The organism is Pseudomonas argentinensis (assembly GCF_001839655.2).
In the GTDB taxonomy this organism is placed as follows: domain Bacteria; phylum Pseudomonadota; class Gammaproteobacteria; order Pseudomonadales; family Pseudomonadaceae; genus Aquipseudomonas; species Aquipseudomonas argentinensis_B.
Genome location: NZ_CP056087.1, coordinates 1,813,221 through 1,826,712, shown reverse-complemented (window position 1 = coordinate 1,826,712; position 13,492 = coordinate 1,813,221). Strand labels below are relative to the sequence as shown.

11 protein-coding genes are annotated in these 13,492 nt (G+C 63.9%); 1 reads left to right on the top strand and 10 read right to left on the bottom strand.

The window, feature by feature from the left end:
- Positions 1–101 precede the first annotated feature (101 nt).
- From eno to SA190iCDA_RS07985, 3 genes are all read right to left on the bottom strand, one after another.
- Positions 102–1,391: a phosphopyruvate hydratase gene (eno, locus tag SA190iCDA_RS07995; RefSeq protein ID WP_070884100.1), complete on the bottom strand. Its 1,290-nt coding sequence runs from the start codon at positions 1,389–1,391 to the stop codon at positions 102–104.
- A gap of 141 nt (positions 1,392–1,532) precedes the next feature.
- Complete coding sequence (kdsA, locus tag SA190iCDA_RS07990; protein WP_070884101.1) at positions 1,533–2,378, bottom strand: 3-deoxy-8-phosphooctulonate synthase; 846 nt, start codon at positions 2,376–2,378, stop codon at positions 1,533–1,535.
- Between the two features lie 3 nt (positions 2,379–2,381).
- Positions 2,382–3,971, bottom strand: coding sequence for a CTP synthase (locus SA190iCDA_RS07985; RefSeq protein WP_236101267.1), 1,590 nt, complete (start codon positions 3,969–3,971; stop codon positions 2,382–2,384).
- On the opposite strand from SA190iCDA_RS07985, the gene SA190iCDA_RS07980 reads away from it, so the two are divergent.
- Positions 3,898–4,083, top strand: a complete 186-nt coding sequence (locus SA190iCDA_RS07980; protein WP_236101343.1) for a hypothetical protein — start codon at positions 3,898–3,900, stop codon at positions 4,081–4,083. The two genes, SA190iCDA_RS07985 and SA190iCDA_RS07980, sit on opposite strands and share 74 nt — an antisense overlap.
- 219 nt (positions 4,084–4,302) lie before the next feature.
- Here the strand turns inward: SA190iCDA_RS07980 and tilS are convergent, their stop codons facing one another.
- The 7 genes from tilS to fabZ form a co-directional block, all read right to left on the bottom strand.
- On the bottom strand, positions 4,303–5,613 hold the full coding sequence (gene tilS, locus SA190iCDA_RS07975) for a tRNA lysidine(34) synthetase TilS (RefSeq protein ID WP_070884103.1): 1,311 nt from the start codon (positions 5,611–5,613) through the stop codon (positions 4,303–4,305).
- Positions 5,614–5,687: 74 nt separating this feature from the next.
- Positions 5,688–6,638 (bottom strand): acetyl-CoA carboxylase carboxyl transferase subunit alpha, encoded by a 951-nt coding sequence (gene accA, locus SA190iCDA_RS07970; protein WP_070884104.1) that lies wholly within the window; start codon positions 6,636–6,638, stop codon positions 5,688–5,690.
- A 241-nt stretch (positions 6,639–6,879) separates the two neighbouring features.
- Entirely contained in the window at positions 6,880–10,419 is a 3,540-nt protein-coding gene (dnaE, locus tag SA190iCDA_RS07965; protein ID WP_070884657.1) for a DNA polymerase III subunit alpha, read from the bottom strand.
- Between the two features lie 75 nt (positions 10,420–10,494).
- Positions 10,495–11,103 carry a ribonuclease HII gene (gene rnhB, locus SA190iCDA_RS07960; protein WP_070884105.1) on the bottom strand — a complete coding sequence of 203 codons (609 nt, stop codon included), beginning with the start codon at positions 11,101–11,103 and terminating at the stop codon, positions 10,495–10,497.
- Positions 11,103–12,236 carry a lipid-A-disaccharide synthase gene (gene lpxB / locus SA190iCDA_RS07955; protein WP_070884106.1) on the bottom strand — a complete coding sequence of 378 codons (1,134 nt, stop codon included), beginning with the start codon at positions 12,234–12,236 and terminating at the stop codon, positions 11,103–11,105. The genes rnhB and lpxB overlap by 1 nt, the downstream gene beginning before the upstream one ends.
- Before the next feature lie 3 nt (positions 12,237–12,239).
- Positions 12,240–13,016, bottom strand: coding sequence for an acyl-ACP--UDP-N-acetylglucosamine O-acyltransferase (lpxA, locus tag SA190iCDA_RS07950; RefSeq protein WP_070884107.1), 777 nt, complete (start codon positions 13,014–13,016; stop codon positions 12,240–12,242).
- Complete coding sequence (gene fabZ, locus SA190iCDA_RS07945) at positions 13,013–13,453, bottom strand: 3-hydroxyacyl-ACP dehydratase FabZ (protein ID WP_013792507.1); 441 nt, start codon at positions 13,451–13,453, stop codon at positions 13,013–13,015. The genes lpxA and fabZ overlap by 4 nt, the downstream gene beginning before the upstream one ends.
- Positions 13,454–13,492: the final 39 nt, after the last annotated feature.

Below are 13,492 nucleotides of genomic sequence, written 5' to 3'. Positions count from 1 at the left end.
CCCTGCGTCATCGCTATCCGGCAAGGCCGCCAGTGAGCCTGGCGATGCTCCAGGAAAGCCCGCGCGGCAGGCGATGTGCACCTCTGCCGCGCGAACCCGACTCAGCCGCGGAACTCGCCGCGACCGCGGTACGGCGCCTTGGCGCCCAGCTGCTCTTCGATACGCAGCAGCTGGTTGTACTTGGATACACGATCGGAACGGCACAGCGAACCGGTCTTGATCTGACCAGCGGCAGTACCCACGGCCAGGTCGGCGATGGTGCTGTCTTCGGTTTCGCCCGAGCGATGCGAGATCACCGCGGTGAAGCCGGCGGCCTTGGCCATTTGAATGGCTTCCAGGGTTTCGGTCAGCGAGCCGATCTGGTTGAACTTGATCAGGATCGAGTTACCGATGCCCTTGTCGATGCCTTCCTTGAGGATCTTGGTGTTGGTCACGAACAGGTCGTCGCCGACCAACTGAACCTTGGCGCCGATCTTGTCGGTGAGAATCTTCCAGCCTGCCCAGTCGGATTCGTCCAGGCCGTCTTCGATGGAAATGATCGGGAAGCGCTCGGTCAGGCCCTTGAGGTACTCGGCGAAACCTTCGGCGTCGAACGACTTGCCTTCACCGGACAGGTTGTACTTGCCGTCCTCAAAGAACTCCGAAGCCGCGCAGTCCAGGGCCAGGGTCACGTCGCTGCCCAGCTTGTAGCCGGCATTGGCGACGGCTTCGGCAATCGCCGACAGGGCGTCTTCGTTGGAAGCCAGGTTGGGCGCGAAACCACCTTCGTCACCTACCGCGGTGCTCAGGCCACGGGCCTTGAGCACGGCCTTGAGGTGGTGGAAGATTTCGGTGCCCATGCGCAGGCCGTCGGAGAAGGTCTTGGCGCCAACCGGCTGGACCATGAATTCCTGGATGTCGACGTTGTTGTCGGCATGCTCGCCACCGTTGATGATGTTCATCATCGGCACCGGCATGGAGTACTGACCCGGGGTGCCATTGAGGTTGGCGATGTGCGCGTACAGCGGCAGGTCCTGATCCTGGGCAGCCGCCTTGGCGGCGGCCAGGGACACGGCGAGGATGGCGTTGGCGCCCAGCTTGGCCTTGTTATCGGTACCGTCGAGCTCGATCATGGTTTTGTCGAGGGCTTTCTGGTCAACCGGATCCTTGCCCAGCAGCGCATCGCGGATCGGGCCATTGATGTTGGCCACGGCTTTCAGCACGCCCTTGCCCAGGTAACGGCTCTTGTCGCCATCACGCAGTTCCAGCGCTTCGCGCGAACCGGTGGAGGCACCCGACGGGGCACAGGCGCTGCCAACGATGCCGTTGTCGAGGATTACGTCCGCTTCCACGGTGGGGTTGCCACGGGAGTCGAGAACCTCACGACCCTTGATGTCGACGATCTTTGCCATTCTTGTAAGCTCTCCAGAAGTTGTCGAAAACGCACTGCAGCATTCGGCGCCCGCTGCCGGCCACACGCGCTGGCGGCCAGGCGGACATACAAACCCGGCCAACGGGCCGGGCGGTGAAACAGACGGGACCAGAAAACGCCATCAGGCGGTTTCGATCGGATCCTGACTCTTGATCAGATCATCCAGCTGCTTGAGCTGGGCGAGGAACGGCTCCAGCTTGTCCAGACGCAGCGCACAGGGGCCGTCGCACTTGGCGTTTTCCGGGTCCGGATGCGCCTCGAGGAACAAGCCCGCCAGGCCCTGACTCATGCCGGCCTTGGCCAGCTCGGTGACCTGGGCGCGACGACCGCCCGCGGAATCCGAGCGACCACCCGGCATCTGCAGGGCATGGGTGACATCGAAGAACACCGGGTACTCGAAGGCCTTCATGATGCCGAAGCCGAGCATGTCCACCACCAGATTGTTGTACCCGAAGGAGGAGCCGCGCTCGCAGAGGATCAACTGATCGTTCCCGGCTTCGACACACTTGGCGAGAATATGTTTCATCTCCTGGGGAGCGAGAAACTGCGCCTTCTTGATATTGATCACCGCACCGGTCTTGGCCATGGCGACCACCAGGTCGGTCTGCCGGGACAGGAAGGCCGGCAGCTGGATGATGTCGCAGACATCGGCCACCGGTTGCGCCTGGTAGGGTTCGTGCACATCGGTGATCACCGGCACGCCAAAGGTCTTCTTCACCTCCTCGAAGATCTTCATGCCCTCTTCCAGGCCGGGGCCGCGGAAAGAGGTCACCGAGGAGCGGTTGGCCTTGTCGAAGCTGGCCTTGAACACGTAGGGAATACCGAGCTTGTCGGTGACCCGTACGTATTCCTCGCAGGCGCGCATGGCCAGATCCCGGGACTCCAGCACGTTGATGCCGCCGAACAGCACGAAAGGCTTGTCGTTGGCGATGTCGATCTTGCCGACACGGACGTTTTTCTGTGCCATGGGTCAGGCCTTCTTAGCTTGATGAGCGAGCGCTGCGTTGACGAAACCGCTGAACAGCGGATGACCGTCACGGGGCGTGGAAGTGAATTCCGGATGGAACTGGCAGGCCACGAACCACGGATGGTCGGCGCTTTCCACCACCTCGACCAGGGCGCCGTCACCGGAGCGACCGGTAACCTTGAGGCCGGCGTCGATCAGCTGCGGCAGCAGGTTGTTGTTCACTTCGTAACGATGGCGATGACGCTCGACGATCACGTCCTTGCCGTAGCAGGCATGCACCTGGGAGTTCGGCAGCAGTTGGCAATCCTGGGCGCCCAGGCGCATGGTGCCGCCCAGATCGGAGGCCTCGGTGCGCAGCTCGGTGGCGCCGGTGGCGTCCTGCCATTCGGTGATCAGACCGACCACCGGATGGCCGCTGGCGATATCGAATTCGGTGGAGTTGGCGTCGCTCCAGCCCAGCACGTTACGGGCGAACTCGATCACCGCCACCTGCATGCCGAGGCAGATACCCAGGTAGGGAATCTTGTTCTCGCGGGCATATTTGACCGTGGTGATCTTGCCTTCCACGCCGCGCAGGCCGAAACCGCCCGGCACCAGAATCGCATCGACGCCCTGCAGCAGGTCGGTGCCCTGGTTCTCGATATCCTCGGAATCGATGTAGCGCAGGTTGACCCTGGTACGGTTCTGGATACCGGCGTGGCTCATCGCTTCGATCAGCGACTTGTAGGCGTCCAGCAGTTCCATGTACTTGCCGACCATGGCGATGGTGACTTCTTTTTCCGGGTTGAGCTTGGCATCGACCACGCGGTCCCACTCGGAGAGGTCGGCGCCGCGGCAATCGAGGCCGAAACGCTCGACGACGAAGTCGTCCAGGCCCTGGGCATGTAGCACGCCGGGGATCTTGTAGATGGTGTCGACGTCTTCCAGGCTGATCACCGCGCGCTCTTCGACGTTGGTGAACAGGGCGATCTTGCGACGCGACGACACGTCGATCGGGTGGTCGGAGCGGCACACCAGCACGTCGGGCTGCAGGCCGATGGAACGCAGTTCCTTGACCGAATGCTGGGTCGGCTTGGTCTTGGTCTCGCCGGCGGTGGCGATGTACGGCACCAGGGTCAGGTGCATCAGCATGGCGCGCTTGGCGCCCACTTCCACGCGCAGCTGGCGGATGGCCTCGAGGAACGGCTGGGACTCGATGTCACCGACCGTACCGCCGATCTCGACCATCGCCACGTCGGCGTCGCCGGCACCCTTGATGATACGGCGCTTGATCTCGTCGGTGATGTGCGGGATGACCTGGATGGTCGCCCCCAGGTAGTCACCCCGACGCTCCTTGCGCAGCACGTCTTCGTACACGCGGCCGGTGGTGAAGTTGTTGCTCTTGGTCATGGTGGTGCGAATGAAACGCTCGTAGTGACCCAGGTCCAGGTCGGTCTCGGCGCCATCGTGGGTGACGAACACCTCACCATGCTGGAACGGGCTCATGGTGCCCGGATCGACGTTGATGTACGGATCCAGTTTGAGCATCGTGACCTTCAGGCCCCGCGCCTCCAGGATTGCCGCCAAGGATGCCGAGGCGATGCCTTTCCCCAATGAAGAAACAACACCACCCGTGACGAAAATGAAGCGCGTCATGAAAAACCCTAAGAAGTCAGCAGTGGCGGTCGAGCCGCCGGGGAGCAGAGAAGGCCTTGGTTCACCTTAGCAAACATGGCGAACCATGCCGGCAAATAGCAAACATCCACCGCTTCCGGAAGAAGCAGCGAATACCTGAATAGAGACGGGAGCGTAGTCTACCGGAAAGGTCCTGAAGGGGGAAGAACGGCAAGCCCGCACGGCGCGAAACGGCTGCCGGCAGAATTCTGGCATTGCCATTAATACCTTGCCAATCAGCAGCTTGTATCCGAGCAAAAGCCCTGTGCAGTCAATCTGGCACGACTGGCCGCAGCCACGGGGAGAATTGCCAATGCAGCTCACCCATGGCCGGGTCGAGCGGCAGGTTGGCGACCGCGACGACCTGGCCGTCGCAGCGTAACAGCGGTAGCCGCGGGCGGATGAACTCGGGCACGCCAGCCTCCTGCAGCAGGCGCTTGAGATCACGCCGCCCACGCCCTGGTAGGTTGAGCACTTCCCCACCCTGCCGGTAACCGATGCTCAGCCGTCCATCGGGAAGCTGCCCGGCAACCCTCACGATACCGTTACCAGGCAACCCGAGGGGCTGCCGAGCATCGGGCCATGGCAGTTCCTGATTCGACCAGGGCACGCCCCACGCAGCATCCAGCCACAGCAGCTGATCGCCGTGGCGACGCAGCTCGCCGCTTTCCAGCCGCCATACCGGCGTTGCATCCACGGCAGCATCGCGCAGATCAGCCCAGCCCTGCCAATGCCGACTATCCGGCAGGCGCGTCCGGTCACCCAGCCAGTGCCTGAGCAGGTTGCGCTGACGGGCCTCGGAAAGCTGGCGCAGCATCGGCAAATCCAGACAGGGAATGCTCAGCCAGGCCACACCCAAGCGCCCTCGCGAGCGCTGCAGGTCGATGTCGGCAAGCTCCTGCAACAAGCCTTGGGCCTCGGCCTGATGCGCCGCCGCACGCGCCAATACCGCCGACGCGCCGGGCCAGTGATCGGCCAGACGCGGCAGGATCTCCCGACGCAGAAAGTTGCGGGCAAAGCCACTGTCGCTGTTCGAGGGATCTTCCACCCAACCCAGCCCGTGGTCGGCCGCGTAGGCCTCGAGCGCCTTGCGTGGCACATCGAGCAGTGGCCTGACGGCATGGCCCGGCCCCAATCGACGACTGTGCGCCATGGCCGTCAGGCCCCGCACACCGGCGCCGCGCAGCAACCGATAGAGCAGGGTTTCCGCCTGGTCATTCTGGTGCTGGGCCAGCAGCAGCGCCTCGCCCGGCACCATCAATGCGCCAAAGGCCGCATATCGCGCCTCGCGAGCGGCGCGCTCCTGGCTGGCACCCGGCGCGACCCGCACGTACTGCACATCCAGGGCAACGCCCAACTCGTCACAAAAGCGCTGACAGTGGGCCGGCCAGGCATCGGCAACGGTCTGCAAGCCGTGGTGGACGTGAACGGCGCGGATCGGTGGCAATCGATGGTGCCGGGCCGCCCTGGCCAGCAGGTGCAGCAGCACCGAAGAGTCGAGGCCACCGGAATACGCGACTCGCCAGAGGGGCGCATCACGCCACGCCGCAAGGCGTGCCAGCACGGCGGATTCGAGAGACATGGGGGATCAGTGAAGCGACCCCGCAAGCATGACGGCCATCGGGGCGATTGGCCTGCTTGCGGGGTGGAACGGCATCAGGCGATGCCATAGCTCATCAGGCGCTCGTAACGACGGGCGAGCAGCGCGTCGGTGTCGAGCTTGCGCAGGTCCTCGAGCTGAGCGACCAGGGTCTGCCGGATCGATTCGGCGGCAGCGCCCGGATCGCGGTGTGCGCCGCCCAGTGGCTCGGCGATCACCTTGTCGACGATGCCCAGGCCTTTCAGGCGCTCGGCGGTGATGCCCATGGCTTCGGCGGCTTCCGGCGCCTTCTCGGCGGTCTTCCACAGGATCGAGGCGCAACCTTCCGGCGAGATCACCGCATAGGTCGAGTACTCGAGCATGTTGAGGTTGTCGCACACGCCAATGGCCAGGGCGCCGCCGGAACCACCCTCGCCGATCACGGTGGAGATGATCGGCGTCTTCAGGCGCGCCATGACCCGCAGGTTCCAGGCGATCGCCTCGCTCTGCCCGCGCTCTTCGGCGTCGATACCCGGGTAGGCACCCGGCGTGTCGATAAAGGTCAGGATCGGCATCTTGAAGCGTTCGGCCATTTCCATCAGGCGGCAGGCCTTGCGGTAGCCTTCCGGGCGCGGCATGCCGAAGTTGCGGCGCACCTTCTCACGCACTTCACGGCCCTTCTGATGGCCGATGACCATCGCCGGCTGGCCGTTGAGCCGCGCGACGCCGCCCACGATGGCCGCGTCGTCGGAGAAATGGCGGTCGCCATGCAGCTCGTCGAACTCGGTGAAGATGTGCTGCAGGTAATCCAGGGTGTACGGACGCTGCGGATGACGCGCGAGGCGAGCGATCTGCCAACTGGTCAGGTTGCTGAAGATGCTCTCGGTGAGCGTGCTGCTCTTGTCCTGCAGGCGGGCGATTTCGTCGCCGATGTTCAGGGAGTTGTCGTTACCAACCAGACGAAGCTCTTCGATCTTGGCTTGCAGGTCGGCAATCGGCTGTTCGAAATCGAGATAATTCGGGTTCATAGGCATCCGTCATGCGTCGACGGCCAAAAGGGCCGGGGAGCGTGTATCCAATTGGCGCCTACCTTATAGGAACAGGCGCCTTCAGGTCGACACCTGCTGTGCACTTCCGGCGAAAATGCCGGTAAATGCGCCAGGCATTCACACGGCAGCCAGATCACGCGGATCGGGTCGCAGCGGGGGCAAGCATGGGGTGTCAGGGCTGAATCACGCGGCCGCAGCCGCATAATTCAATGCCGCTATTCTAGCGGTATTGCAGGAAGACGTTTTCTCGCCCGAACTGGTCACGCAAAGCTTGAATCAAGCTGTCGGCCGGGTCGATTCGCCACTGCTCGCCAAACTGCAGCAGGGCCTTGGCATCGGCGCCGGTGTAGTCCAGGGTGATCGGGCAGGCGCCGCGGTGGCGCTGGCACAACTCGCCCAGCCAGCGTAGCCGGTCGCCCTTGAGCGCCGCCGCCTGCACCTTGACCCGCAGGCTTTCGGCCAGGCCGGTACGTGCCTCCTCCAGGCTCATCACCCGCTTGGCGCGCAGGCGCATGCCACCGGAGAAGTCATCGTTGCTGACCTCGCCCTCCACCACCACCAGGGCATCGCTCTGCAACAACGCCTGGTTGCTGGCGAAGGCATCGGCGAACAGCGAGGCTTCGATACGCCCGGAGCGGTCGTCCAGGGTGATGAAGCCCATCTTGTCGCCCTTCTTGTTCTTCATCACCCGCAGGTTGACGATCAGGCCGGCGATGGTCTGGGTGTCGCGGGCCGGCTTGAGGTCGACGATGCGCTGACGGGCGAACCGTCGCACCTCGCTTTCGTACTCGTCGATCGGGTGACCGGTCAGGTACAGGCCCAGGGTGTCCTTCTCGCCCTTGAGGCGTTCCTTGAGGGACAACTCGCGGGCCTTGCGATGGTTGGCGTAGACATCCGCCTCGGGGCTGGCGAACACGCCGCCGAACAGGTCCATATGGCCGCTGTCGTGGCTGCGCGCGGTCTGCTCGGCAGCCTGCACCGCCTCTTCCATCGCCGCCAGCAGCACGGCACGGTTGCGGTCGATGTTGGCCTGGTAGGCCTTGATCTCGTCATGGAAGTGCGGGCCCAGACGGTCCAGCGCACCGCTGCGGATCAGTGCCTCCATGGTGCGCTTGTTGATGCGCTTGAGGTCGACGCGCGAGCAGAAGTCGAACAGGTCCTTGAACGGGCCGTCCTGGCGAGCCTCGACGATGGCCTCCACCGGGCCCTCGCCCACGCCCTTGACCGCGCCGAGGCCATAGAGGATGCGCTCGCCACCGGCGGCGTCTCGGGTGACGGTGAACTTGAACTCCGAGGCGTTCACGTCTGGCGGGTCGATGCGCAGCTTCATGCTGCGGCATTCCTCGATGAGGATGACCACCTTGTCGGTGTTGTGCATATCCGCCGACAGCACCGCGGCCATGAACGGCGCCGGGTAATGCGCCTTCAGCCAGGCGGTCTGGTAGGACACCAGGCCATAGGCGGCGGAGTGGGACTTGTTGAAGCCGTAGCCCGCGAACTTTTCCACCAGGTCGAAGATATTGCCCGCCAGATCGGCATCGATGCCGTTACTGGCACAACCCTCGATGAAGCCGCCACGCTGCTTGGCCATTTCCTCGGGCTTTTTCTTGCCCATGGCGCGGCGCAGCATGTCCGCCTGGCCGAGGGTGTAGCCGCCCATGACCTGGGCGATCTGCATGACCTGTTCCTGATAGAGAATAATCCCGTAAGTCGGCTTGAGCACCGGCTCCAGGCCCGCGTACTGGTAATCCGGGTGCGGGTAGGACAGCTCGGCACGGCCGTGCTTGCGGTTGATGAAGTCGTCCACCATGCCGGACTGCAGCGGGCCGGGGCGAAACAGCGCCACCAGGGCGATCATGTCTTCCAGGCAGTCGGGCTTGAGCTTCTTGATCAGCTCCTTCATGCCGCGCGATTCGAGCTGGAAGACCGCCGTGGTTTCGGCCCTCTGCAGCATGTCGTAGGTTTTCTTGTCGTCCAGCGGGATGAAGTCGACGTTGACCAGATCCTCTTCGGCCACGCCGGCCGCGCGCTGGTCGCGATGGATGGTTTCCAGCGCCCACTTGATGATGGTCAGGGTGCGCAAGCCGAGGAAGTCGAACTTCACCAGGCCGGCCTGCTCCACGTCGTCCTTGTCGAACTGGGTCACCAGGCCGGCGCCCTCCTCGTCACAGGCGATCGGCGCGAAGTCGGTCAGTTTGGTCGGGGCGATCACCACGCCCCCGGCGTGCTTGCCGGTGCCGCGCACGATGCCCTCGAGCTTGAGGGACATCTCCCAGATCTCGGCCGCCTCTTCGTCGACCTTGAGGAAGTCGCGCAGCGGCTCCTCCATCTCGTAGGCCTTTTCCAGGGTCATGCCGACCTCGAAGGGGATCATCTTCGACAGGCGATCCGCCAACCCGTAGGACTTGCCCTGCACCCGCGCCACGTCGCGGACCACCGCCTTGGCCGCCATGGAGCCGAAGGTGATGATCTGGCTCACCGCATTACGCCCGTACTTCTCGGCCACGTAATCGATGACCCGGTCGCGGCCATCCATGCAGAAGTCGACGTCGAAGTCGGGCATCGATACCCGCTCGGGGTTGAGAAAGCGCTCGAACAGCAGGTCGTAGGCCAGCGGATCGAGGTCGGTGATCTTCTGCACGTAGGCCACCAGGGAACCGGCCCCTGAACCACGGCCCGGGCCCACCGGCACACCGTTGCTCTTGGCCCACTGGATGAAGTCCATGACGATCAGGAAGTAACCGGGGAAGCCCATCTGGATGATGATATCCAGCTCGAAATTCAGCCGGTCGATGTACACCTGCTTCTTGGCGTCGTAATCCGGCGTGTCCTTGGGCAGCAGGACTTCCAGGCGCTCCTCCAGGCCGTCGAACGAGACCTTGCGGAAGTACTCGTCGATGGTCATGCCTTCCGGCACCGGGAAGTCCGGCAGGAAGTACTTGCCCAGCTGCACCTCGATGTTGCAGCGCTTGGCGATCTCGACGGTATTCTGCAGGGCGTCGGGCAGGTCGCTGAACAGCTCGGCCATTTCCTGCGGCGATTTCAGGTACTGCTGATCGGAGTAGATACGCGGACGGCGCGGGTCGTCGAGGATGCGGCCTTCACCGATGCACACGCGGGTTTCATGGGCTTCGAAATCGCTCTGCTTGAGAAAGCGCACGTCGTTGGTGGCCACCAGCGGCGCGCCGATCCTGTCGGCCAGGGCAACGGCGGCGTGCAGGTGCTCCTCGTCGTTGACCCGGCTGGTGCGCTGCACCTCGAGATAGAAGCGCTCGGGAAACACCGCCTGCCATTCCTGCAGCAACGCTTCGGCCTTGGCCGGCTCGCCATCGAGCAGCGCATGGCCGATCTCGCCTTCCTTGGCGCCGGACAGGGCGATCAGCCCTTCACTGGCCTCCTTCACCCAGTCGCGCTGGATGATCACCAGGTCGTTGCTCTGCCCGTCGCTCCAACCGCGCGAGACCAGCTCGGTGAGGTTGCGGTAGCCCTTGGGGTTCATCGCCAGCAGGGTCATGCGGGTCAGCGGGCCATCCTCGTAGGCGCTGGCCAGCCAGATATCGGCCCCGCAGATCGGTTTGATACCGGCGCCCATGGCGGCTTTGTAGAACTTCACCAACGAGCACATGTTGCTCATGTCGGTGACCGCGACGGCGGGCATCCCGGCCCCGGCCACGGCCTTGACCAGCGGCTTGACGCGAACCAGGCCGTCGACCAGCGAATATTCGGTGTGCAGGCGAAGATGAACGAAGGAAACAGCCATGAAGAAGCCCTGCAGGAAAAGCGACAAAACGCGGATTGTACCGTAACTGGAAAGCCTGACAGCGAGTGGTTGCACTCAACCGAAGGCGGCGGTTTCCAGCAGGCGGCGTACCGGCGCAAAGGAGCGCCGGTGAATGGGGGTCGGCCCCAGACGGGCCAGGGCCTCGAGGTGAACGGGCGTTGGATAGCCCTTGTGCAGGGCGATACCGTAGCCCGGGTATAGGGCATCGAGTTCGCGCATTTCGCGATCACGGCTGACCTTGGCGAGGATCGAGGCGGCGGCGATGGCCGGTACCTGGGCATCGCCGCCGATCACCGGTGCGCTGGGCACCGCGAGTTTCGGACAACGGTTGCCGTCGATCAGCGCCAGTTTCGGCAGCACGCCGAGGCCTTCGACCGCACGCTGCATGGCCAGCATTGTGGCGTGCAGGATATTCAGGCGGTCGATCTCTTCCACCTCCGCCCGGGCGATGCACCAGGCCAATGCCTTTTCGCGGATTTCATCGAACAGCTTTTCGCGACGCGCCTCGGTCAGCTTCTTGGAGTCGTTGAGCCCGAGAATCGGCCGCGCCGGGTCGAGAATCACCGCTGCGGTCACCACCGCGCCACAGAGCGGCCCACGACCCACTTCATCGACGCCGGCAACCAGTTCCTCGACGCTGGCGAAATCCAGGCCCAGCTGCATCAGTTGCGCCCCAGCAGGTCGAGCACCGCGGCGGCGGCGCGCTCGGAGGCACCGCGGCGCAGGGTGCGATGAATGGCATCGAAACCTTCGGTCTGCACCTCGCCGTCGACCAGCAGCGGCGCTACCGCCTGCGCCAGCGCGTCGGCGGTGGCCGCGTCCTGAATCAGTTCGGGCACCAGCAGCCGCTGGGCGAGCAGGTTGGGCAGCGAGATGTAGGGACTCTTCACCAGCCGCTTGAGGATGCTGAAGGTCATCGGCGCGACGCGGTAGGCCACCACCATGGGCCGCTTGTACAGCAGCGCCTCGAGGGTGGCGGTACCGGAGGCGATCAGCACGGCATCGCAGGCCGCCAGGGCGTCGTGGGAGCGGCCATCGAGCAGTTGCAGCGGCAGGTCGCGGCCGCCGAGCATCTGTTCCAGCTGCTGGCGGCGCTCCGGGCTGGCACAGGGCAGTACGAAACGCACACCAGGGCGCAACGAACGCAGGCGCTCGGCAGCATCGAGAAACAGGCTGCCGAGACGCGCCACTTCACCACCACGACTGCCTGGCAGCAAGGCGACGACCGGCGCGTCGCCTGGCAAGCCAAGCAGCTCGCGGGCTGCCGCACGATCGGCCTGCAGCGGGATGGCATCGGCCAGCGGATGACCGACGAAGCACACCGGTACCTGATGGGCCTCGTAGAACTGCGCCTCGAAGGGAAACAGGGTGAGCATCAGGTCGCAGGCATCGCGAATCTTCAGCACCCGCTTCTGCCGCCAGGCCCAGACCGAGGGGCTGACGTAGTGCACGGTGCGAATGCCGGCCTGGCGCAACCTGAGTTCAACGCCCAGGGTGAAATCCGGCGCATCGATGCCGATGAACACGTCGGGCTTGCGCTCGATCAGGCTGGCGATCAGCCGGCGGCGGCGCGACAGCAGCTCGGGCAACCGGCCCAGCACTTCGACCAGGCCCATGACCGCCAGGCGCTCCATGGGAAAATCGCTGACCAGCCCCTCGGCCTGCATACGCGGGCCGCCGACGCCGATGAACTCGACGTTCGGGTGCTGCACCTTGAGCGCCTGCATCAGGCCCGCGCCAAGAATGTCGCCGGATGCCTCGCCGGCAACCAGCGCGACACGCAATACCTCAGCCATGGTTCAGCGGGTGATGCCGCGGCTGGAGGTCAGGATCGAATCGCGGAAAACCGCTACCTCGGCAAACTGGGCCGCCACTTCTTCCAGCTCGACCAGCGCTTCCTCGATGGTGAAGCCCTGGCGGTAGACGATCTTGTAGGCACGGCGCAACGCCTGCATCGACTCGGCGCTGAAACCCCGGCGACGCAGGCCTTCGAAATTCATGCTGCGCGCTTCGGCCGGGTTGCCGGATACCGTGACGTAGGCGGGAACGTCCTTGCCGATCGCCGCGCCCATGCCGGCAAAGGCATGCGCGCCGATGTGGCAGAACTGATGCACCAGGGTGTAGCCGGACAGGATCGCCCAGTCGCCGATGTGCACGTGCCCGGCCAGGGCCACGTTGTTGACCAGGATGCAGTGGTTGCCGACCACACTGTCGTGACCGATGTGGGCATAGGCCATGATCAGGTTGTGATCACCGATGGTGGTTTCGTCACGATCCTGAATGGTGCCGCGGTGCATGGTCACGCCTTCGCGGATGATGTTGTGATCACCGATGACCAGGCGCGTAGGCTCGCCCTTGTACTTGCGATCCGGGGTGTCTTCACCCAGGGAGGCGAACTGGTAGATCTTGTTGTGCTTCCCGATTCGGGTAGGCCCCTTGATGATCACGTTGGGACCCAGCACGCAGCCCTCGCCAATTTCTACGTCGGGCCCAATGATCGACCAAGGGCCGACGACGACGTCGTCTGCCAGCTTGGCGCTGGGATCGATGATGGCGCGAGGGTCAATCAAACTCATAACTTGCGTTCCGCACAGATGATTTCGGCCGAGCACACTTCCTTGCCGTCGACCGTGGCCTTGCATTCGAACTTCCAGATGCTGCGTTTGCTGCTGAGGAACTTGGCCTCGAGGATCAGCTGGTCACCGGGCACGACCGGCTGACGGAAGCGTAGCTTATCGGAGCCGACGAAGTAGTAGAGGGTGCCATCGGCAGGCTTCACGTCCATCATCTTGAAGCCGAGGATACCCGCGGCCTGGGCCATGGCCTCGATGATCAGGACACCGGGCATGATCGGGTGCTCGGGGAAATGGCCGTTGAAGAATGGCTCGTTGACGCTGACATTCTTATAGGCACGAACGCACTTGCCCTCAAGATCCAGATCCGTGACCCGGTCCACCAGCAGGAACGGATAACGGTGCGGCAAGTACTCGCGAATTTCGTTGATTTCCATCATTTCCAGAGAAGCCCGTAATAAAAAGAAGAGAGCCAGCCA

Excerpts from the sequence above, each read along its gene's own strand:
- eno (WP_070884100.1), bottom strand. The coding sequence starts at position 1,391 with ATGGCAAAGATCGTCGACATCAAGGGTCGTGAGGTTCTCGACTCCCGT.
- kdsA (WP_070884101.1), bottom strand. The coding sequence starts at position 2,378 with ATGGCACAGAAAAACGTCCGTGTCGGCAAGATCGACATCGCCAACGAC.
- tilS (WP_070884103.1), bottom strand. The coding sequence starts at position 5,613 with ATGTCTCTCGAATCCGCCGTGCTGGCACGCCTTGCGGCGTGGCGTGAT.
- accA (WP_070884104.1), bottom strand. The coding sequence starts at position 6,638 with ATGAACCCGAATTATCTCGATTTCGAACAGCCGATTGCCGACCTGCAA.
- dnaE (WP_070884657.1), bottom strand. The coding sequence starts at position 10,419 with ATGGCTGTTTCCTTCGTTCATCTTCGCCTGCACACCGAATATTCGCTG.
- rnhB (WP_070884105.1), bottom strand. The coding sequence starts at position 11,103 with ATGCAGCTGGGCCTGGATTTCGCCAGCGTCGAGGAACTGGTTGCCGGC.
- lpxB (WP_070884106.1), bottom strand. The coding sequence starts at position 12,236 with ATGGCTGAGGTATTGCGTGTCGCGCTGGTTGCCGGCGAGGCATCCGGC.
- lpxA (WP_070884107.1), bottom strand. The coding sequence starts at position 13,016 with ATGAGTTTGATTGACCCTCGCGCCATCATCGATCCCAGCGCCAAGCTG.
- fabZ (WP_013792507.1), bottom strand. The coding sequence starts at position 13,453 with ATGATGGAAATCAACGAAATTCGCGAGTACTTGCCGCACCGTTATCCG.